General features: G+C 66.1%; 21 protein-coding genes. 4 read left to right on the forward strand and 17 right to left on the reverse strand.

Annotated features, from left to right (window positions below):
• Positions 1-149: 149 nt before the first annotated feature.
• Positions 150-1,133, reverse strand: coding sequence for a bifunctional riboflavin kinase/FAD synthetase (locus tag HL666_RS10460; protein ID WP_172181291.1), 984 nt, complete (start codon positions 1,131-1,133; stop codon positions 150-152).
• A 268-nt stretch (positions 1,134-1,401) separates the two neighbouring features.
• Between HL666_RS10460 and HL666_RS10465 the strand changes: the two genes are divergently transcribed.
• Positions 1,402-1,797 carry a response regulator gene (locus tag HL666_RS10465; RefSeq protein ID WP_006613531.1) on the forward strand — a complete coding sequence of 132 codons (396 nt, stop codon included), beginning with the start codon at positions 1,402-1,404 and terminating at the stop codon, positions 1,795-1,797.
• A 71-nt stretch (positions 1,798-1,868) separates the two neighbouring features.
• On the opposite strand, the gene HL666_RS10470 is transcribed toward HL666_RS10465, so the two are convergent.
• From HL666_RS10470 to uvrC, 11 genes are all read right to left on the reverse strand, one after another.
• The gene (locus HL666_RS10470; RefSeq protein ID WP_172112449.1) at positions 1,869-2,723 is read right to left on the reverse strand and encodes a TIGR01459 family HAD-type hydrolase; all 855 of its coding nucleotides are present in this window, start codon (positions 2,721-2,723) and stop codon (positions 1,869-1,871) included.
• 15 nt (positions 2,724-2,738) lie between these two features.
• Entirely contained in the window at positions 2,739-4,325 is a 1,587-nt protein-coding gene (locus tag HL666_RS10475) for an EAL domain-containing protein (protein WP_172181293.1), read from the reverse strand.
• 310 nt (positions 4,326-4,635) lie between these two features.
• Complete coding sequence (locus tag HL666_RS10480; protein WP_172132292.1) at positions 4,636-5,187, reverse strand: phage holin family protein; 552 nt, start codon at positions 5,185-5,187, stop codon at positions 4,636-4,638.
• 201 nt (positions 5,188-5,388) lie between these two features.
• The gene (locus HL666_RS10485; RefSeq protein WP_246741513.1) at positions 5,389-5,826 is read right to left on the reverse strand and encodes an endonuclease domain-containing protein; all 438 of its coding nucleotides are present in this window, start codon (positions 5,824-5,826) and stop codon (positions 5,389-5,391) included.
• Positions 5,827-5,994: 168 nt separating this feature from the next.
• Positions 5,995-7,335 carry an omega-aminotransferase AptA gene (gene aptA / locus HL666_RS10490; RefSeq protein WP_172112446.1) on the reverse strand — a complete coding sequence of 447 codons (1,341 nt, stop codon included), beginning with the start codon at positions 7,333-7,335 and terminating at the stop codon, positions 5,995-5,997.
• Between the two features lie 306 nt (positions 7,336-7,641).
• Positions 7,642-8,607, reverse strand: coding sequence for a 50S ribosomal protein L3 N(5)-glutamine methyltransferase (gene prmB / locus HL666_RS10495; RefSeq protein ID WP_172181295.1), 966 nt, complete (start codon positions 8,605-8,607; stop codon positions 7,642-7,644).
• Complete coding sequence (locus tag HL666_RS10500) at positions 8,607-9,071, reverse strand: molybdenum cofactor biosynthesis protein MoaE (protein WP_172112444.1); 465 nt, start codon at positions 9,069-9,071, stop codon at positions 8,607-8,609. The genes prmB and HL666_RS10500 overlap by 1 nt, the downstream gene beginning before the upstream one ends.
• Before the next feature lie 22 nt (positions 9,072-9,093).
• Positions 9,094-9,345, reverse strand: coding sequence for a molybdopterin converting factor subunit 1 (moaD, locus tag HL666_RS10505; protein WP_172112443.1), 252 nt, complete (start codon positions 9,343-9,345; stop codon positions 9,094-9,096).
• Positions 9,342-9,959, reverse strand: a complete 618-nt coding sequence (gene pgsA / locus HL666_RS10510) for a CDP-diacylglycerol--glycerol-3-phosphate 3-phosphatidyltransferase (protein ID WP_035647124.1) — start codon at positions 9,957-9,959, stop codon at positions 9,342-9,344. Before pgsA ends, moaD begins: the two co-directional genes overlap by 4 nt.
• A 265-nt stretch (positions 9,960-10,224) precedes the next feature.
• Entirely contained in the window at positions 10,225-10,560 is a 336-nt protein-coding gene (locus HL666_RS10515; RefSeq protein ID WP_172181297.1) for a GIY-YIG nuclease family protein, read from the reverse strand.
• A gap of 310 nt (positions 10,561-10,870) precedes the next feature.
• Positions 10,871-12,937: an excinuclease ABC subunit UvrC gene (uvrC, locus tag HL666_RS10520; protein ID WP_172181299.1), complete on the reverse strand. Its 2,067-nt coding sequence runs from the start codon at positions 12,935-12,937 to the stop codon at positions 10,871-10,873.
• A 241-nt stretch (positions 12,938-13,178) separates the two neighbouring features.
• Here uvrC and HL666_RS10525 point away from each other — a divergent pair, with 241 nt between their 5' ends.
• Positions 13,179-13,820, forward strand: coding sequence for an outer membrane protein (locus HL666_RS10525; protein WP_172112440.1), 642 nt, complete (start codon positions 13,179-13,181; stop codon positions 13,818-13,820).
• Positions 13,821-14,080: 260 nt separating this feature from the next.
• Here the strand turns inward: HL666_RS10525 and HL666_RS10530 are convergent, their stop codons facing one another.
• From HL666_RS10530 to HL666_RS10545, 4 genes are all read right to left on the reverse strand, one after another.
• Positions 14,081-14,296 carry a cold-shock protein gene (locus HL666_RS10530; protein ID WP_006612991.1) on the reverse strand — a complete coding sequence of 72 codons (216 nt, stop codon included), beginning with the start codon at positions 14,294-14,296 and terminating at the stop codon, positions 14,081-14,083.
• Positions 14,297-14,548: 252 nt separating this feature from the next.
• Entirely contained in the window at positions 14,549-15,409 is an 861-nt protein-coding gene (locus HL666_RS10535; RefSeq protein ID WP_172181301.1) for a 23S rRNA (adenine(2030)-N(6))-methyltransferase RlmJ, read from the reverse strand.
• 205 nt (positions 15,410-15,614) lie between these two features.
• The gene (locus HL666_RS10540) at positions 15,615-16,274 is read right to left on the reverse strand and encodes a ribonuclease T2 family protein (RefSeq protein WP_246741514.1); all 660 of its coding nucleotides are present in this window, start codon (positions 16,272-16,274) and stop codon (positions 15,615-15,617) included.
• 179 nt (positions 16,275-16,453) lie between these two features.
• A complete protein-coding gene (locus HL666_RS10545) occupies positions 16,454-16,912 on the reverse strand; it encodes a hypothetical protein (RefSeq protein WP_172132296.1) in 459 nt (152 codons plus the stop codon).
• A gap of 168 nt (positions 16,913-17,080) precedes the next feature.
• Here HL666_RS10545 and HL666_RS10550 point away from each other — a divergent pair, with 168 nt between their 5' ends.
• The gene (locus HL666_RS10550) at positions 17,081-17,386 is read left to right on the forward strand and encodes a hypothetical protein (RefSeq protein ID WP_172181764.1); all 306 of its coding nucleotides are present in this window, start codon (positions 17,081-17,083) and stop codon (positions 17,384-17,386) included.
• Positions 17,387-17,469: 83 nt separating this feature from the next.
• On the forward strand, positions 17,470-18,018 hold the full coding sequence (locus HL666_RS10555) for a DUF3617 domain-containing protein (RefSeq protein ID WP_172181305.1): 549 nt from the start codon (positions 17,470-17,472) through the stop codon (positions 18,016-18,018).
• 45 nt (positions 18,019-18,063) lie between these two features.
• On the opposite strand, the gene HL666_RS10560 is transcribed toward HL666_RS10555, so the two are convergent.
• Positions 18,064-19,056 (reverse strand): NAD(P)H-quinone oxidoreductase, encoded by a 993-nt coding sequence (locus HL666_RS10560; protein ID WP_172181307.1) that lies wholly within the window; start codon positions 19,054-19,056, stop codon positions 18,064-18,066.
• Between the last annotated feature and the right edge of the window lie 13 nt (positions 19,057-19,069).

The following is a 19,069-nucleotide window of genomic DNA, read 5'->3' on the forward strand; positions in this document are numbered from 1 at the left end:
ACGGAATCGCAAAGCGATCCTGCGGCATCAACGCTGCGGGGCAGTCTTTCAGCGTCATTCCGGGGCGATGCGAAGCATCGAACCCGGAATCTCGAGATTCCGGGTTCAGCCCTGGCGGGCTGCCCCGGAATGACGGCGGCGGTGGAGGATCAGCCGATGTCGCCAAGCCGGGGGAAGAGGCCGGGGTTCGCCGCCACCAGCAGGGCGCGCGCCTTGGCGCTGTCGTCGTCCATCTGCCGGATCAGGGCTTCGATGGAGGTGAATTTGGTCTCCTCGCGGATGAAGCCGATGAAGGCGACATCCAGGACCTCGCCATAGAGGCTGTCCTTGAAATCGAACAGGAAGGTTTCGAGCAGCGGCGCGCCGTTGTCGAAGGTCGGCCGCCGGCCGAAATTGGCGACGCCGTCGATCAGCACCCGGTTGGCGCCGCGGCCGCGGCCGACCCGGACGGCGTAGATGCCGTGGCGCAGGCCGCAATCGCGGTCGAGCCGCATGTTGGCGGTGGGGTAGCCGAGGTCGCGGCCGCGCTTCTCGCCGTGGATGACCTCCGAGGTGACGAACCAGGGGCCGCCGAGCATGGCGGTGGCTTCGGTGACCTGGCCTTCGGCCAGCGCCTCGCGGATCGCGGTCGACGACACCGGGCGCTCGTCGATGTCGACATGGGCTTGGACGTCGACCTCGATGCCGAGCTTGGGCGCCTGATTGGCGAGCAGGCTGGGCGAGCCCACCCGGCCCTTGCCGAAATGGAAATCGTAGCCGACCGCGATGCCGGAGACGCCGAGCCGGCCGATCAGGTCATGGTGAATGAAGTCCTGCGCCGAGGTCTGGGCGCGGCCCTTGTCGAAGGTCATCACCACGGCACCCTGCAGGCCGGTTCCCGCCAGCAGCCGCAGCTTGGCGGCCTCGTCGGTGAGGCGGAATTGGGGGGTATTGGGGCTGAAGAAGCGCCGCGGATGCGGCTCGAAGGTCAGCGCGAGGGCTGGACGCCCCTTGGCCTTGCCCATCTCGATGGCGGCCTCGATCACGGCCCGGTGACCGAGATGAACGCCGTCGAAATTTCCCATCGCCACCACTGCGCCCTTGAGGATGTCCTGTGGCGGGGTGGAATCGCGGATGATCTGAAAAGCGCACATGTCGTGGAAATATCTCGCAGATTTCAGCAGGCCGTCAGCCGGCGGAGGTTGCCGTCGACCGTGGGCGGCCGGCCTGCCGAAGTCAAGCCGAAGGGGTTCCCCGGCTCATGCAGTGCAGCATCCGCGACATGCAGCCGCGGCGCAGTTAACGCGCTGTTTAACGGCTGATGCTACTCCTGAGCCCGGATGGCGGAGGTCGTTCAAGGCCTGAGCCGAAAGAGCGTTTGGTAACAGTCTGCGCGTTGCGTACGCGTCTGGGGGAGTCAAGATGGCGGTTGATTTGACGATGCCGGTGCTCGTCGTCGACGATTACAGCACCATGATCCGTATCATCAGGAATCTTCTGAAGCAGATCGGGTTCGAGGACATCGACGACGCAAGCGACGGCTCGATGGCCCTGAACAAGATGCGCGCCAAGAAATACGGCCTCGTGATCTCCGACTGGAACATGGAGCCGATGACCGGCTACGACCTGCTCCGCGAGGTCCGCGCCGATCCGAACCTGGCGACCACGCCGTTCATCATGATCACGGCGGAATCCAAGACCGAGAACGTGATCGCCGCCAAGAAGGCCGGCGTCAACAACTACATCGTCAAGCCGTTCAACGCGGCGACCCTGAAGACCAAGATCGACGCCGTGTTCCCGGACATGGCGACGGCCTGAGGCCGGGCTGATCCGCTTCCAAATGAAAGACGCCCGGCACTTGGCCGGGCGTTTTTCGTTTCAGGATCCGCTCACCATTTCAGTTCGCGCATCAAGGCGCGGGGCGGATGGCCGAACAGCTCCTTGACCGAGGCCGGATCGAGCTGGTCGATGCCGGCGAACTCCTCGGAATGGATGCCGCGGGTGACGAACAGGCAGTCGATGCCGAAGCCGTGCGCGCCGGCGAGATCGGTGCGGACGGAGTCGCCGATCGCCAGCACCTCCTCGCGCGCCACCTTCCGGCCGGCATGCTGCTCGGCCAGCTGCATCGCGCGTTCGTAGATCGGCCGGTGCGGCTTGCCGTAGAAGATCACCTCGCCGCCGAGCTCGCGATAAAGCTCGGCGATGGCGCCGGCGCAGTAGATCAGCCGGTCGCCGCGCTCGACCACGATGTCCGGATTGGCGCAGATCAGCGGCAGCTTGCGCTCGCGCGCCTGCAGCAGCATCGGCCGGTAGTCCTCGGCGGTCTCGGTCTCGTCGTCATAGAGGCCGGTACAGATGATGTAGGAGGCCTCCTCCAGCGGCGACAAGGTCAGCTCGAGGCCGCGATGGATCGAGTTGTCGCGCTCGGGGCCGAGCCAGAACACCTTGCCGCCCGGATGATCGGCCACGTAGTGGCGCGTCAGGTCGCCGGAGGAGACGATGGCGCTGTAGACCTCGTCGGCGACGCCGAGCTTGCGCAGCTGCCGCTGCACCGAATCGGCCGGCCGCGGCGCATTGGTGATCAGGATCACCGTACCGCCCTCGCGCTTGAAGCGAAGCAGTGCGTCGCAGGCCTCGGGGAAGGACTCCAGGCCGTTGTGGACCACGCCCCAGATGTCGCTCAGCAGCACCCGCTTGCGGCCGACCACATCGCGCAGCCGTGCTTCGAATCGCAAGGCGGTCATGGCAGGCGTCGCAGGTCAGATGGTCCCGGCGATGCGGCGAGCCAGCGCCGCGTTGCCGCTGCGCGTCGCTGCGTTGGTGTTGGACACGTCCAGGGAGGTGGGGCCGGCGGCATTGGGGTCCTGAATCTTGATATCCTGCCCGCCCGCAGGGCCGGCGGCGGCCTCGCCGGTAGCAGATGCGCCCTCGGGTCGCAATGGGCGGGGCGGCGCGAACAGAAAGCCCTGGCCGAAGCGGACGTCGTAGTCGAGCAGGTCGACGACGCTGCTCTCGCCTTCGATCCGCTCGGCGATCAGGTCGATGCCGAAACGGCCCAGGAGGTCGGACAGATCGGTCGGATGGATGTCGGACACCGAGCTCTGCTTGGGGTCGAGCAGCAGCGCGGCGGGCACCTTGATGAAGCGGACGCCGCGATCGGCGAGCTCGCGCGGCTCGAAGCGCAGGTCGGTGACGTGGTCAATCGAGAAGCGGTAGCCGCGCTGCGCCAGCGCCGCGAGATGCTCGGTCTCGGTCGGGCCCAGGCTGCGCAAGGTCGACTGCTTGAACTCGAGCACGAAGGAGGGGGCCAGCGCCCGGTTGGCTTCGAGGAAGTCGAGACACTGCGAGAAATTCCCGGGGCTGCTCAGGGTGGCCGACGAGATGTTGCAGAAGATGCCGACGTCCTTGTTGCGCACCATCAGGCGGCGCAGCACCTGGACGCAGCGAAGCAGCACCATGTGGTCGATGCGTCCGACCAGGCCCGCGGCTTCCGCGATGCCGATGAAGTCCTCGGCCGCCACCACCTGGTCGCGCTCGTCGCGCAGCCGCGTCACCGCCTCGTAGAAGCGCACCTTGCGCTGGGGCAGCGTCACCAGCGGCTGCAGGTAGATGTCGAGCCGGTTGTCCTCGATCGCGCCTTTGACGGCTGCCAGGATCTGCTGCTGGCTGCGCGGCACAACGGGAGCGATGGGCGCGGAGTTTGCGGTCGTGGCCGGCGCGGTGGGCACGGGCTGGGCGATCGGTGCCCTTGCCGCGGGCGCTGGCGCCGGTGCTGCGCTGAACGTCCCCGTCGCCTCCCGCGCCTTGAGCTCGGGGCTGGCAGATGGTGCAGGCTTGGCTTCCGGGACAATGGCGGATGTTGGCGGCACAACGACGGGAGCCGTCACATCGCGAGCAGCCGCAGCGGTGCTGTCGGGGCCGCTCGCCGCGGTCTGCGGGATGGCTGCGATCAGGTCCTCGTGCTGGGCCACGGTGACCGCAAGCTGCTTCATCAGTCCGCCGAGCTCGTTGATCTCGCCGATCACGCCCTGCAGCCGATCGGCGCTGACCGAGCTCGACGACACCATGCGTCCTTCGATCGCCGACAGCCGCCGGCCGAACTCGGCGACCTGGCGTGCGAGATCGGCGGTGCCGCGCGACAGATCCGCGATCTGGCTGCCGACGTCGGAGCGGTCGCGCAGCCGCATCGACACGGCGTTATAGAGGATGAGGAAGGTGAGCGCGGCCAGTGAGACGATCGCCGATTCCGAGCCACTGATGCCGGCCATCGAATACAGGATCAGGCCCAGCGACGCTGCGACCAGAACCATGCAAATGGCAATGAAAATCGTGGAGATACGGATCATGCTGCGCGACGCTCCCAACCGAACACAACCTTAGCACTTCTGTTGATTCGCGAGGATAGTCGGCAGGATTCAAATACCGAACGTGGCCGACGATTTCCGCTCCGCGTGTCATTTACGCAAATTCGCATGACAAAGCGGAGTGTCATCGTAGTGCGGCGTCCCGTAGAACAACGGTGACGGCCTCACGGTCGTGGCGGGAAACGTCGCGACACAAGGGCTGCCTGAGCCGCGAATGTCGTCGTGGAAACTGATCAGCTCAGATAATGCGCCATCGACGAGCGACGTCATGTCGGCGTCACATCTCGTGGTGTCACGTCTGGTGATGCCGCCGTCGGCGCAATGCAGCGACACCCAGCAGCAGCGCCGCGACGGCGACGCCCACGGGAACGTTGACCCGGCCAAGGCCGCGCGGGTGATTCGTCGATGCAGCCGAGGGGGCGAGTGGAATCGTGTCGGGATCGATCTCGTCTGCATCGGGCTGCCGCGCCACCGGCGCAGCAATCGCGACGCGCAGCCGGCTGGACAGCGACGGGTAGTGCGGCGTCGGACTGCGGAGCTTGACCGCCGCCACGACCGCAGAGATCACCGCCAGCGCGACGAGGATGCCGCCGACCACTGCAAACGCCGTGAACAGGCCGTAGCTCATTTCCACCCAGCGGAACAAGGCGGTCAGTCCGACGATGCAGGCTGCGATCAGGAAAATGCCCGCGGTGGCGAACAGCCCGGCAGCGACCGCGTAGGACGTCACCGTGCCCGTCGCCTGCCGCGTGCGGTCACGCATATAGGCCTGCGTGGCGCGCTTGACGCGGTTCAGCCTCTGCTCGAGGCCCAATTGCAGGAGCTCTCCTGGCGGTGCGAGCATGCGCGTCCTCCGAAACGTCGTTGCCGCGCGCGAACCGCCGGCTCGCGACATGAACGTGGAGGATTTGCGAAGGTTCCCTACGAGCTAACTCTGCAAATGGGTCGTCGTCAGCTCGCCAGGGCTCACTGGTGTCGAGTTGGCCTTCGATTGGCGTTACTTGAATTGCACGGCTGAGATTTGCCAGTGCTTGCACCGGTCGTATCATCCTGGCCGCCGGAGAAACTCTCTCCGCTCCCTCCCCCCTTGTGGGGGAGGGTTGGGGAGGGGGGTAGCCGCGGGCGCGATCGACGATGGCTTGGCGGATGGCTTCAACAACGCCCTCAAGGTTGAGATCACCTGCGCGTTCGTGAAGCGAAGAACTGCAAATCCCTCGGTAGCGAAAAACTCGTCGCGCTTGACATCTTTTGCTTGCCGCTCGGCGAAATCGTGTGACTCGCCATCGAGCTCGATCACGAGCTTTGCCGAGAAGCAGACGAAGTCCACGATGTAGTTCTGGATTGGTACCTGACGGCGAAAGCTCATGCCGTCAAATCGGTTCGCCTTGATGTACTGCCAGAGCAACGTTTCGGCACCTGTCATCGTTCGGCGAAGTTGTCTCGCTCTGTTGCGCTGGTGGTCGTTGACGACTGCGTGCGGCATCCTGGGCTACCCCCCCCTCCCTGACCCTCCCCCACAACGGGGGAGGGAACGGAGAGACCGGTGTTCGTCGAACCTTAGCAAAACCTGCGCTGAAGCGAGGGGACGCCCTCAAACAAAAATGGCGGCCACGAGGGCCGCCATTTGATGAAAGCTCGATGTCCGCGCAGCTTACGCCACGGCCTTGATGACCTTGCCGACCTTCTCGACGATCTCGCCGATCTGGTCCTCGTTGATGATCAGCGGCGGGGTCAAAGCGAGGGTGTCGCCGGCGATACGGAGCATCAGGTCGGTGTTGTGGAAGGCGTGCTCCATCGCCTGGTAGCCGCGCTTGCCGACGGCGTCGGGCAGGGCTGCGAGGTCGATGCCGGCGGTCAGGCCGACCGTGCGGATGTCCAGCACGTTGGGCAGGCCCTTCAGCGACATCACGGCGTCGGCCCATTTCGGCTCGATCGCCTTGGCGTGCTCGAACAGCTTCTCGTCGCGATAGATGTTGAGCGTGGCGAGGCCGGCGGCGCAGGCGATCGGGTGCGCCGAGTAGGTGTAGCCGTGGGTGAACTCCACCATGTGCTCCGGGCCGCTCATGAAGGCGTCGTGGATGGTGTCGCGCACCAGCACGCCGCCCATCGGGGCGGCGCCGTTGGTGACGCCCTTGGCGAAGGTCAGCAGGTCCGGCGTGACGCCGTAGCGCTCGGCGGCGAAGGCGTGGCCGAGGCGGCCGAAGCCGGTGATGACCTCGTCGAAGATCAAGAGGATGCCGTGCTTCTGGGTGATCTCGCGCAGGCGCTTGAGATAGCCCTTCGGCGCCGGGATCACGCCGGTGGAGCCGGCCATCGGCTCGACGATGACGGCGGCGATGGTATTGGCGCCGTGCAGCGCGACGAGATTCTCGAGCTCCTCGGCGAAGTGCGCGCCGTATTCCGGCTCGCCCTTGGTGAAGGCCTGCTTCTCGCGGTCATAGGTCGCGGGGATGTGGTCGACGCCGGTCAGCAGCGTGCCGAACAGCTTGCGGTTGTTGACGATGCCGCCGACCGAGGTGCCGCCGAAGCCGACGCCATGATAGCCGCGGACGCGGCCAATCAGGCGGGTGCGGCTGCCCTGGCCGTTGATCTGGTGATAGGCGAGCGCCATCTTCAGCGCAGTGTCCGCGGCCTCCGAGCCGGAGTTGCAGAAGAACACGTGGTCGAGCCCGGCGGGCGCGAGGTCGGCGATGCGGTTCGCCAGCTCGAAGGCCTGGGGAATGCCGAACTGGAACGGTGGTGCGTAGTCGAGCGCGGCAGCCTGCTGGCCGATCGCCTCGGCAATCTGGCTGCGGCCGTGGCCGGCGTTGCAGCACCACATGCCGGCGGCGGCGTCGATGATCTTGCGGCCGTCGACGGTGATGTAATGCATGTCCTTGGCGCCGGCGAGCATGCGCGGATTCTTCTTGAACGCGCGGTTCGCGGTGAACGGCATCCAATGCGCGGCAAGATCATTCGGAACGGTGGTGGGGCGGGGGCTCTTGTCCAGCATGGGGACCTCTTCGGACGTTCAAGGCAGAATGGGGCGACGGCGACAGCATGACCCGGAAAGGTGGCAAACCGGTTGCCAGACACTGACCGAAACGGATCGTGCGTGAGGGGCCTGGATGCGCGCGCAGACGTCGTCAGCCGACGATCCGGGCCGGCGCCAAGCTATCAGCTTCGCGGACAGACGGAAATGTCAAAGGTCCGGCGTTGGCGCTGCCCTGGTGAGCGAATTCTGCACAGCGACAGCAGTTTGTGCCGAATCTTGGAAGTTCGCTGCGTCATTTCGCGTCAGCGTGCGTCCGGCGGAGAGTCAGACCAGATCGCGCGCGGTGATCCAGAACACCTCGCCCTCGGAGTCCTCGGTATCGAGCCACAGCAGCGGCAGGTCGGGATAGGCGGCTTCGATCTGCGGGCGGTCGCGGCCGACCTCGCACAGCAGCCCGCCTTCGGCAGTCAGGTGGTCACGCGCCTCGGCGAGGATGCGGTGGATGATGTCGAGCCCGTCAGGGCCGCCGTCGAAGGCGAGCGCCGGTTCGGCGCGGCATTCCCGGGGAAGGCCGGCCATGCCCTCGGCGTCCACATAAGGCGGGTTGGTGATGATCAAATCGTAGCGGCGCTGGCTCAGCGGCGCGAACAGGTCACCGCGGTGCAGCGAGATGCGCTCGCCGAGATCGTAAGCGGCGACGTTCCTGGCGGCGACGGCAAGCGCATCCTTGGAGATGTCGGCGGCGTCGATCACCGCGTTCGGAAAATGGCGGCTGGCCAGGATCGCCAGGCACCCGGAGCCTGTGCAGAGGTCGAGCACACTGTCGACGGCCAGCGGATCGTCGATCAGCGAGGTGCCGTCGGCCTCGGCGCCGCCGAAATGCGTCTCCAGCAGCTCGCCGATGAAGGAGCGCGGCACGATGACGCGCTCGTCGACATAGAACGGCAGGTCGCGCATGTAGACCTTGTTGACCAGGTAGGCGGCCGGCTTGCGCGTCGCGATTCGGGCGGTGATCAGGTCGAGGATGGTCTTGCCCTCGGCCGCGGTGACCCGTGCGGTGACGAAGCTCTCGAACTGCTCGGGACGCAGATGCAGCGCCTCGCCGATCAGGAAGGCGGCCTCGGAGACCGGATCGGTGGTGCCGTGCGCGAACACCAGGTCGGCGTTCTGGAAGCAGCTCACGGCGTAGCGCAGGTAATCGAGCAGCGTGGCGAGCTCGCCGGCATTGACCTTCGGCAGCCTCGGAGCCGCCGTTTTGCGCGGCACAGCCGCCTTCGCCTTCTTTGCCATCACTTCGCCCAGCGCGCCGCGGCGGCATCGTCGTGGCCCTTGGCCTCGACCCAGCTGCCGCCGTCCTCGGTTTCCTCGCGCTTCCAGAACGGCGCGTTGGTCTTGAGATAGTCCATCAGGAACTCGGCCGCCTCGAACGCCGCCTGGCGGTGGCTCGAGGCGGTCACCACCAGCACGATGTTCTCGCCCGGCGTGATGCGGCCGAAGCGGTGGATCACGGTGAGGCCCTGCAGCGGCCAGCGCGCCATCGCCTGTTCGGCGTGGCGCATGATCTCGGCCTCGGCCATGCCGGGATAATGCTCGAGCGTGAGCGCACTGATCGGCGTCTCATGGTCGTTGCCGCGGCACAGGCCGGAGAAGCTGACGACGGCGCCGATGTCGGTGCGCCCGTTGCTGAGCGCCGCGATCTCGGCGGCGGTGTCGAAATCCTCGCGCTGCACGCGGACGGTGACGATCGCGGTCATGGCGGTTGTCTTCTGGCGCGCGTCAGCCGCCGGTCATCGGCGGGAAGAACGCGATCTCGCGGGCGCCGGCGATGGCCGTATCCGGCTGCACATGGGTCTGGTCGATCGCGGTACGGATCACCTTCGGCTTCTCGAACGCATAGGCATAGCCGTCGCCCTGCGCGGTCAGCCAGGCGATCAGCTCGCTCACGGTGCGCACATCCGCAGGCGGCTCGACCGTCTCCTCGGCCTTGCCGATGCGCTCGCGCACCCAGGCGAAATACTTCACCTTCATCGCGAATCCTCTTCGATGAGGTGGTGGATGCCGGCGCGGAAATAATCGTAGCCGGTGTAGATCGTGAAGATCGCCGAGGCCCACAGCAGCACGATGCCGATCATGGTCACCACCGGAACCACCTGGTCGCCGGCCTCGCCCGCGAGCAGGAAGCCGATCGCGATGAGCTGCATCGTGGTCTTCCACTTCGCGACCTTGGTGACGGGCACGCTGACGCGGAGCGCGGCGAGATATTCGCGCAGGCCCGAGACCAGGATCTCGCGGCACAGGATCACGATCGCGGCCCACAGGGTCCAGCCATGGATGCTGTTGTCGGCGGCGAGCATCAGCAGGCACGAGGCGACCAGCAGCTTGTCGGCAATCGGGTCCAGCATCCGGCCGAACGCCGATTGCTGGTTCCAGATCCGGGCGTAATAGCCGTCGAGATAGTCGGTGATGGCAGCGGCGATGAACACGGCCACCGCGACCCAGCGCAGCCACAGCGGATAATCCATGATGGACTGCGCGTAGATGCAACCGACCACGACCGGTATCGCGGCGATGCGCGTATAGGTCAGGATGTTCGGCAGGGACGTCGACGTCTTGCTGGGCACGCGTGTGGTCGCAATATTCATCCGGTGTACCAATACTGCCGCCGTTCGAACGTCAACCTCCGAGCCGGGCCGCCTGGGCAGGATGACGCAGATATGACGCAAATCGCAACGAGGTCTTGCGGAGATAGGAACTCTCCCGCCCGGATACAAAGAGAGCGGTAACGCTTCCTTAAGCAACCCGGCGCGCTCGCGCCAGTGTTGAGATCGGCGGCCGCGGTAGGCCCGCCGATGCTTCTTATTGCGGTGCAATGACAACCGCGCGACCGCGCGGCGCGGCTCCGGCTTGTCAGATCGCCTCGGCGGCGTGCACTGCGCACCAATGCGCCTGCCGCTCCGCGAACACGCGATCGCGCACATAGGCCAGCGTCTCGTCGTCGAAGGTCTCGATCACCTCCAGGCTGAACGCGGCCTCGCCATGCGCCGTCCAGGCTGCCTGCAGCCCGCCGCGACGGTGGCCGCCCTGGCGCAGGGTGAACCAGAGCCGGTTCTGGATCTTCTCCAGGTCCGGCGCGCAGCCGACCCAGCGCCCGCCGGTCGCGGCGCAGGTCACGGCATAGATGCCGGCGGGGGTCTTGCGTTCCTTGTAGGCGGCTGCGGCCGCCTTGCGTTGGTCGGGGGTCATGGGAGGGCTCCGGATTTTCGTCCGGGTGTATATCGGATTATTTTGTCCGGGTAAAATACTTTCCGCGCCCGAGTGGAAGAAGCCAGGCTCGCCGCCCCCTCCACGTCATTCCGGGGCGCCCGAAGGGCGAGCCCGGAATCCATAACCACGACCGTGAGTGATGATGCGGGATGACCGCCACGTCCTGTCCCGTTCCCACGCCGGCCTGTGGCTATGGATTCCGGGCTCGCGCTCCGCGCGCCCCGGAATGACGGCGGAGAGAGTTGGGCCTGAAGCTGGATCGGAGAGCCCGGTGAGCTTGCGTCGCTGCTCAACTCGCGTTGCTGTGGAAGTACTCGAAAATCTTCCGCGCGCTTTCGGCGCTGACGCCCGGCACCTTGCCGAGATCGGCGATCGAGGCGCGCTCGATTTCCTTCAGGGTTCCGAAATGGTGCAGCAGCGCGCGCTTGCGCGACGGGCCGATGCCGGGGATTTCCTGCAGGCCGGCCTCGCGGATGTCCTTCTTGCGCAGCTTGCGGTGCGAGCCGATGACGAAGCGGTGCGCCTCGTCGCGCAGGCGCTGGATGAAGTACAGCACAGGATCGCGCGGCTCGAGCTTGATCGCCTCGCGCTCGGGAATGAACAGCGTCTCGCGGCCGGCGTCGCGATCCGGGCCCTTGGCGACCGACATCAGTGCGACGTTGCTGACGCCGAGCTCGGTGAAGATCTCTCGGACGGCATTGAGCTGGCCGCGGCCGCCGTCGATGATGACGAGATCCGGCCATTGCGGTACGTCGTCCTCCTTCGCGGCGCGGGCAACGTCCTTCTCCGACGGCGACACCAGCCGCTTGAAGCGGCGCTGCAGCACCTCCTTCATCATCGCGTAATCGTCGCCGGGCGTGAGTCCCTCCGACTTGATGTTGAACTTGCGGTACTGGTTCTTCATGAAGCCGTCGGGGCCGGCAACGATCATCGCGCCGACCGCATTGGTGCCCTGGATGTGGCTGTTGTCGTAGACCTCGATGCGCTTCGGGATCTGCGGCAGCGCGAGCGTCGCGGTCATCGCCTCCAAGAGCCGGCTCTGCGTCGCGGTGTCGGCGAGCTTGCGGCCCAGCGCCTCGCGCGCATTGGTCAGCGCATGCGTGACGAGATCCTTCTTCTCGCCACGCTTCGGCGTGGAGACCTCGACCTTGTGCCCGGCCTTGACGCACAGCGCCTCGGCGAGCAGTTCGGCCTCCTCGATCTCGTGCGAGAGCAGGATCAGCTTCGGCGGCGGCTTGTCGTCGTAGAACTGGGTGATGAAGGCGGACAGCACCTCCTCGGGCGTGAACGTCTTCTCGGCGCGCGGGAAGTAGGCGCGGTTGCCCCAGTTCTGGCCGGTGCGGAAGAAGAACACCTCGACGCAGGAGAAGCCGCCCTCCTGATGAATGGCGAACACGTCGGCTTCCTCGACCGTGCGCGGGTTGATGCCCTGCTGCGAGGAGATCGCCGACAGCGCCGCGAGGCGGTCCCGATAGACCGCCGCAGTCTCGAATTCGAGCTCGGCGGAGGCCTTCTCCATCTCGCCTGCGAGCAGCGACTTCACCGCCTGGCTGCGGCCGGAGAGGAAGTCGGTCGCCTCGCGGACGAGCTCGGTATAGCCGGGGAAATCGATCTCCTGGGTGCACGGTCCGGCGCAGCGGCGGATCTGGTGCAGCAGGCAGGGCCGCGTACGGCTCTCGAAGAACGAATCGGTGCAGGAGCGGATCAGGAAGGCGCGCTGCAGCGCCGTGATGGTGCGGTTGACCGCGCCGGCGGAGGCGAACGGGCCGAAATAGCGCCCGGGCCGCGACTGCGCGCCGCGGTGCTTGAGGATCTGCGGTGCCCAATGGTCGCCAGTGATGAGAATGTAGGGGAACGACTTGTCGTCGCGCAGCTGCACGTTGAAGCGCGGCTTGAGCTGCTTGATGAGGTTCGCCTCCAGCAGCAACGCCTCGGTCTCCGTGGTCGTCGAGACGATCTCGACGGTCACGGTGGCCGCGATCATGCGCAGGATGCGCGCCGGCAGCGGCGCGTTGGCGCGCGCGTAGGACGACAGCCGCTTTTTGACGTTCTTGGCCTTGCCGACATAGAGCACGTCATGGGCCGCATTCAGCATGCGGTAGACGCCCGGCGAGGTCGGCGCCAGCCGCACCGCGTTCTCGATCGCGGCGTGGCCGATCGCGAGCGGGCCCTCGCCGACGGCCTCCGGACCTTCTTCGGTCAATTCCGGCAGCCGTCCTTCGTCATCCTCGTCGGCTGCGGAGGAGGCGGGATCGAGATCGGGCGTGTCGATGGCCTCGGGCGGCAGGTCGGCCGTGGCGCCACGCCGGGACGTGGGCGCCGGCGCCTTGGGTGGATCGGATCTGTCGGTGGTCATGTCGTGCAAATTAAGCGTTGGCGGCCGCTCCCGCCAGCGGGCGGAGGCGCCATGCACAGGCCCGCGCGGTAACGCTTCGTTAAGCACATTAATCGACGGGTAACCGGGCTTAACAACGGCTTAACCTAAAACTCTCGATAAATGCTCACGAAAACAGCAGGAGTTCCGTAACCACGCCGGCTCCCCGCACGTCCGTGCGGCGCAGGCCCGGCTGGAGACGGCGAGTGGCGTGGAGTGAGTGATGAACAGGTTCTTGGTCGGTGCTGCCGCCGCGGCGGGCTTGGGCGCAGCCGCTCTCGGATCGGTGTCGGCGCAGGCGGCCGATCTCAACTACGGGTACGGGCGCCGCGCGCCCTATACGGTGAACCAGCCGCTCAATGCCTACAGCTGGGCCGGCCCCTATCTTGGCGGCACGCTGGGCTATGAATGGGGCACCGTCGGCAACAACCCGACCAAGCCGTCCGGGCTGATCGGCGGCCTGACCGCGGGCTACAACTGGCAGAACGGCCCGTGGGTGTTCGGTGCGGAGGGCGACATCAATCTGAGTGGCGCCAACGACACCTTCGCGCCGTGGAAGTTCTCGAACCCGTGGTTCGGCACCCTGCGCGGCCGCGCCGGCTATGCCTTCAACAACATCCTGTTCTACGGCACCGGCGGTCTCGCCTTCGGCGGCCTGCGGGCGGAGACCTTCGGCCTGTCGGAGTCGCACACGGCGGTGGGCTGGACGCTCGGCGTCGGCACCGAGTTTGGCCTCGCGCAGAACTGGACCGCCAAGATCGAGTATCTCTATGTCGATCTCGACAGCAGCAATTTCGTGATCACGGGGGCGAAGAACGACTATCGGTCTGGATTGATCCGCGCAGGCATCAACTTCCATTTCTGATGGCAAAAACGGGATAGGAAGAAGAAACGTCGAACGACAACCTCCCGGCCGCTCGCGCGGCCGGGATTTTTTTGCAGGCTCACGAGAGGACATGCGTCGTCGCGCGCAGCCGTCGCAGACGACGCGTGCAAACGCGCTGCGTGCGAGCCGGCCGCGCTGCCGGCAGCTTCGGACCAACGGCTTCCAATCGGAATGCATTGACGTCGACGCGCCCGCTGCGGCCGGCCGCTCGCATGCGGCCGTTGCCGAGCAGGCTGCGTCTATGACGACAGGACCAGGTTCACCGCCTTCGGGCCCTTGCCTTTCTTGTCCGGCTCGACCTCGAAACTGATACGCTGTCCTTCGGTCAGATCCTTCAGGCCGGCACGCTCGACCGCCGTGATGTGCACGAATACGTCGCGTCCACCGTCGTCCGGCTTGATGAAGCCGTAGCCGCGCTCACCATTGAAGAACTTGACTGTCCCAGTCATGGCCATCGGGAAACTCCTCCCCCGCAATGCTTCCTCCACTGCGCGCCCTGCGCAGTGTCCGACCGGACATCACTTTGATCGGAAAGCGTTGGCCACCTTAACGACCAGCGCTCGCCACGCCGGATCGTCGGATCTTGTTAGGCCTTGATCACCCCGCCGCAACCATTCGCGGAAGCGGAACGTAAAGCCAGTCTTACAATCAGACACAATAATACGGTTCCGCGCCGATTGACTATGGCTTTTCGACCAGTACCGCTTTCAAGCTTTGGGGATGTCCAGCCTGAAGCGTGCGGCACCGCCCTGGCCCAGCGGACGCTGCAGTTCCTGCATGATGAGCTTGAGCTCATCATGCAATGGCCAGGGCGGGTTGACGACCAGCAGCCCGGTCGAGGTCAGCGCCTCGCCTTCGATTTGCGGCGCAACACTGAACTCGATCCGCAGCACCTTGCCCGGCGGCTTGGCCGCGGCCGCGAGCGCAGTGACGCGGTCGGCGAGCTGCTCGGTGGCCCGCCGGCTTTTGGCGGGATACCAGAGCACGTAGATACCAGTCGTCCACTTCGCGAACGCCGCGGCAAAGCGGTCGGCGAGACGCTCGAACTCATCCTTGGCCTCGAATGCCGGATCGATCAGCACCACGCCGCGGCGCTCGTTCGGCGGCACGAAGGCGGGCAGGGCGACCCAGCCGTCGAGATCGACGACGCGGGCCTGGGTGTCGCGGCGCAGCGCATCGATCAGCTGCTTGCGTGGCGCCGGCGCCAGCTCGCACAGCGTCATGCGGTCCTGCGGCCGCAGCAGCGCGCGGGCAATCAGCGGCGAGCCGGGATAGGCCTTGAGCTCGCCCGGCGGATTGAACGACCTGATGATGTCCAGATAGGGCGCAACCAGGGCATAGGCCTGGTCCGACAGCCGTGCCTGCAGCAGCCGCGCGATACCGGTCAGGTACTCGCCGCTGCGCGAAGCCTCGTCGCCGGTGAGATCATAGAGGCCGGCGCCGGCATGGGTGTCGATCACACGAAAGGCAGCCGGCTTCTCCTGGAGGTAGACCAGGATGCGTGTCAGCACGATGTGCTTGATGACGTCGGCGAAACCGCCGGCGTGAAAGGCGTGTCGGTAGTTCATGCCGTCCGGGTTACGCCGTTCCGCGTCAAAAGGGTACCCCGTCATTCGCCCGCCCGTAGCCGCGCGAGCGGCTTTGGCAATGCGCCGGCTGATTCGCCGCGGCGCCTAAAGCGCGATGAGATCGGGATGAATCGTCATCGCGCTTAGGTTGTTGTTTGCGCATGATCTTTTCGGAAAACCGCTGCGCACTTTTCCGGATCATGCTTTAGCCGCCGCGCACCGGCGGCATGTTGACCTCGTCGCGCCGGCAGGCCTGGCGGTCGACCTCGTCGCAGCTGCGGAATTCGAGATCCTTGGACAGGCAGATGCGCACCTCGCTCAGCCGGGTGCGGTTGCAGGTGACGGCAATGGCCGAGGTCGTCAGCTTCGGGTTGGCCTTGATGAAGGCCTCTTCGACTGCCGCCGGCGCCACCGTCTTGGCCTGGGCCAGGTCGAGGAATTCCTCCGGGATCTTGATCGCCGCCCGCGCCTTGCGGATCGCCTCGAAATAGGCCTTCGCAGACAGGCCCGAGCACGTGCCGTGCTTGTCCCATTCGTTATAGATCAGCCCCGGCGCCGGCATCAGGTCGAGCATCGAGGTCATGATGTTGCGGGGCAGGCGCGGCGACGGCTGCTCGCAATATTCGGGATAGCCGGCCTCGTATTGCGGCCATAGCCCGTGCACGACGAAGGAGTAGGGCCGTCCGCTGCATTGCTGAGAGCGGCTGCCGCGGCCGCCGCGCTCCTCGGCCTCGGCACAGAAGGAGGGCGACCAGGACAGCGACAGCACGTAGAAGTCGAACGCGCCCGGCGCATTCTGGCGGCGGTCCTGCGCCCCGGCCGGCGCGACAAGGGGGCCGACCAGCAAGGCGAGGCAGGCAATCATGGGCGAACAAGCAACGGCAGATCGGCGCAGGCAATCGAACATGGCGAACTCCCCGGACTATTCCAGGAACTTACCAATCTGACGGAACATTTCAAGAACAAAAACGGCTGCCCAAAGGCAGCCGATGGACGCAATGGCGGCGCAGGGACAGCCTCGCGCCGGGGCAGGCGGCCCGCCGATCAGGGCTTGGCGGCGCGGCAGGCCGGGTTGAACGCCCAGTTGCGATCGAGACCGACGACGCAGAACTCGACGCCCTGGTCGTAGCCGGCGAAGCCGCCGTCTTCGATGATCGAGTAGTTGAGCGTGCGCGCCTTGCCGTCGCTGATCATCACGCTGCCGGTGCAGAAGCGGCGGGGAATGTTGTCGGACTGCCAGGGCCGGAAAGCGATCTCGCGGACGTTGGCGACGCCCGTGATCTGCAGCGACGAATTCCAGAAGGTGCTTTCCTTATCCTGGAATCGCGAGACGATGGTCGGGATGGCCGCCTCGCACGGAGCGACCCGACCTTCATATTTCGGGCCTGACAGCCAGAAGTTCATCTCGAGCGGGTTGGCCGCCTGCGCCGGCGCGGCCGCGACGGCGAGCAGCGCGCCGCATGCGGCGCCGAACGTCTTGAAAGCTGTGCTGAAGTCGCGCATGGGCCGTCCGCAAGGCTGATCCGGGAGCGTGGACCGTGCCGTGGCGGCCACAGGAGGTCAAGTGCAACGCGGCAACACTCCACGATTAGTCCTGTTAACGTGAGGCCGGTGTTCTTTTCTTGACCGGACAGGACCTTTAGAATGGCAGGCCAGATCGAGGAGAATGCAATGCGGACGCTGATGGCCGGATTCGTGAAGACTGCAGGCCTCGCGGCCGCCGGGATGGTGCTGGTTGCCGCGTCCGCCCAGGCCGACGTGGTGCCGCCCTTCAAGGGTAACGACACCGGCGGCATCATCGCCTATCAGCTGGCCCAGAGCACGGATGCGCGTCAGCTCGCGGTCGACCACTGCGCCTCCTACGGCAAGGTCGCGAAGTTCCGCGCCGTCGATGCGCGCTACGGCGGCTACGTGTCGTTCTCCTGCCGCTGGGTACCGTACGGCTCGGCGCAGCGGCCGCTGCGGACGCTCTACTGACGTTCCATCGACCGCCGTTCTCCTAATTGCCATCTTTTGGCGGCATTCGCTCCGGCATCGATCAACGAGCCGGAACGGGGCACATGACCTACACACGCATCGCTATTGGGCTGTTGGCCTGCTGCCTCCTGGGCGCGACCGCGAGCCATGAGGCTTGGGCCGTCGACCTGCCGGTGCGCAAGGCCGGCCTGTGGGAGCTGAAGATGATCAGATCCGGCGGTCAGCTGCCGGAGGCGACGATGCAGCATTGCACCGACGCGGCGACCGACAAGGAAATGAACAATTTCGCTTCGCCGATGGCGCAGCAGGTCTGCTCCAAGCAGGACATCCAGAAGACGGCGACCGGCTACGTCTCCGATTCGGTCTGCAATTTCGGCGGCATCAATACGACGTCCCATGCCGACATCACCGGCGACTTCAACTCGGCCTATACGGTGAAGACGATGTCGCGCGTGACGGGCGGCGCTGCCGGCACTGGCGTGAAGGACACCGCGATGACGATCGAGGCCAAATGGCTGGGCGCCTGCAAGCCCGACCAGAAGCCCGGCGACATCGTGATGCCCGGCGGCATGAAGATGAACATCAAGGACATGAACAAGCTGAAGGCCCTGATCCCGGGCGTGAAGCAGTAGCCGCGCGGTGGTTGCGTGTGCGGGCGCAGAGACGTGGGTTGGCGCTCATCCGCGGACGCGAAGCACGATCTTCCCGATGTGTCGGCTGGTCTCCATGCGCTCGTGCGCATCGGCGGCCTCCGAGAGGCGATAGGTGCTGTCGATGTGCGGCCGAATGGCCGTTCCGAGGAGGGGCGAGATGCGTTGCCGCAGGTCGGCTGCGATCCGCCGTTTAAGGTCCAGCGATGTCGACCGCAGGAACGCTCCGGTGATGCTGGCCCGGCGCGCCATCAGGCCGCGCAGCGGCACTCCGAGGTCCTTCCCGCCTCCGGCCGACAACAGGGCGATCCGTCCACCCATCGCGAGCGCCGCAAGGTCCTGCGCAATGTGAGCGCCGGCGGAGGTGTCGAGGATGCAGTCGACCCCGCGCTTCCCCGTCGCCGCGCGGATCTGCTCGGCGAGATCGGGATCGGCATAGTCGAACACGGCGCTGCAGCCGAGGCTGAGTGCCAGGGCGCGCTTCTCTGCGGTGCCGGCGGTGGCAAAGACGGGATGACCCAGCGCGTGCAGGAGCTGGATCGCGATCGTGCCGACGCCGCTGCTGCCGCCATGGATCAGGGCGGTCTCGCCGGGCGCCATGCGCATCAATTCGAAGAAGTTGAACCAGGTCGTGAACAGCGCCTCGGGCAGGGCGGCGCCTTGGATCCAGTCGAGGCCGCTCGGCAAGTCCAGTGCGAGATGCTGATCGGTGGCGACGTATTGTGCGTAGGAGCCGCCGTCGGTCAGTGCGATCACCGCTTCACCCAGTCGCTCCGGGGGAACGTCGGCGCCGCAGGCCACGATGCGCCCCGAGGCCTCCAATCCCGGAACCGGATTGGGCTCCCGCGACGGCCCGGCGGCGCGCTGGTTGCAGTCATGACGGTTGATGCCGGCGGCTGCGACCTCGATCAGTACGTCGTCGGGACCGAGGTACGGCACCGGCCAGTCCTGCCGCTCCGACAGGACCTCCGGGCCGCCCGCGGCGGTGATGATGACGGCGCGCTGATCGTTCGGAATCATGCCTGGTTGCTCA

The organism is Bradyrhizobium aeschynomenes (genome assembly GCF_013178945.1).
Lineage (GTDB): Bacteria > Pseudomonadota > Alphaproteobacteria > Rhizobiales > Xanthobacteraceae > Bradyrhizobium > Bradyrhizobium aeschynomenes.

Excerpts from the sequence above, each read along its gene's own strand:
- HL666_RS10460 (WP_172181291.1), bottom strand. The coding sequence starts at position 1,133 with ATGTGCGCTTTTCAGATCATCCGCGATTCCACCCCGCCACAGGACATC.
- HL666_RS10465 (WP_006613531.1), top strand. The coding sequence starts at position 1,402 with ATGGCGGTTGATTTGACGATGCCGGTGCTCGTCGTCGACGATTACAGC.
- HL666_RS10470 (WP_172112449.1), bottom strand. The coding sequence starts at position 2,723 with ATGACCGCCTTGCGATTCGAAGCACGGCTGCGCGATGTGGTCGGCCGC.
- HL666_RS10475 (WP_172181293.1), bottom strand. The coding sequence starts at position 4,325 with ATGATCCGTATCTCCACGATTTTCATTGCCATTTGCATGGTTCTGGTC.
- HL666_RS10480 (WP_172132292.1), bottom strand. The coding sequence starts at position 5,187 with ATGCTCGCACCGCCAGGAGAGCTCCTGCAATTGGGCCTCGAGCAGAGG.
- HL666_RS10485 (WP_246741513.1), bottom strand. The coding sequence starts at position 5,826 with ATGCCGCACGCAGTCGTCAACGACCACCAGCGCAACAGAGCGAGACAA.
- aptA (WP_172112446.1), bottom strand. The coding sequence starts at position 7,335 with ATGCTGGACAAGAGCCCCCGCCCCACCACCGTTCCGAATGATCTTGCC.
- prmB (WP_172181295.1), bottom strand. The coding sequence starts at position 8,607 with ATGGCAAAGAAGGCGAAGGCGGCTGTGCCGCGCAAAACGGCGGCTCCG.
- HL666_RS10500 (WP_172112444.1), bottom strand. The coding sequence starts at position 9,071 with ATGACCGCGATCGTCACCGTCCGCGTGCAGCGCGAGGATTTCGACACC.
- moaD (WP_172112443.1), bottom strand. The coding sequence starts at position 9,345 with ATGAAGGTGAAGTATTTCGCCTGGGTGCGCGAGCGCATCGGCAAGGCC.
- pgsA (WP_035647124.1), bottom strand. The coding sequence starts at position 9,959 with ATGAATATTGCGACCACACGCGTGCCCAGCAAGACGTCGACGTCCCTG.
- HL666_RS10515 (WP_172181297.1), bottom strand. The coding sequence starts at position 10,560 with ATGACCCCCGACCAACGCAAGGCGGCCGCAGCCGCCTACAAGGAACGC.
- uvrC (WP_172181299.1), bottom strand. The coding sequence starts at position 12,937 with ATGACCACCGACAGATCCGATCCACCCAAGGCGCCGGCGCCCACGTCC.
- HL666_RS10525 (WP_172112440.1), top strand. The coding sequence starts at position 13,179 with ATGAACAGGTTCTTGGTCGGTGCTGCCGCCGCGGCGGGCTTGGGCGCA.
- HL666_RS10530 (WP_006612991.1), bottom strand. The coding sequence starts at position 14,296 with ATGGCCATGACTGGGACAGTCAAGTTCTTCAATGGTGAGCGCGGCTAC.
- HL666_RS10535 (WP_172181301.1), bottom strand. The coding sequence starts at position 15,409 with ATGAACTACCGACACGCCTTTCACGCCGGCGGTTTCGCCGACGTCATC.
- HL666_RS10540 (WP_246741514.1), bottom strand. The coding sequence starts at position 16,274 with ATGATTGCCTGCCTCGCCTTGCTGGTCGGCCCCCTTGTCGCGCCGGCC.
- HL666_RS10545 (WP_172132296.1), bottom strand. The coding sequence starts at position 16,912 with ATGCGCGACTTCAGCACAGCTTTCAAGACGTTCGGCGCCGCATGCGGC.
- HL666_RS10550 (WP_172181764.1), top strand. The coding sequence starts at position 17,081 with ATGCGGACGCTGATGGCCGGATTCGTGAAGACTGCAGGCCTCGCGGCC.
- HL666_RS10555 (WP_172181305.1), top strand. The coding sequence starts at position 17,470 with ATGACCTACACACGCATCGCTATTGGGCTGTTGGCCTGCTGCCTCCTG.
- HL666_RS10560 (WP_172181307.1), bottom strand. The coding sequence starts at position 19,056 with ATGATTCCGAACGATCAGCGCGCCGTCATCATCACCGCCGCGGGCGGC.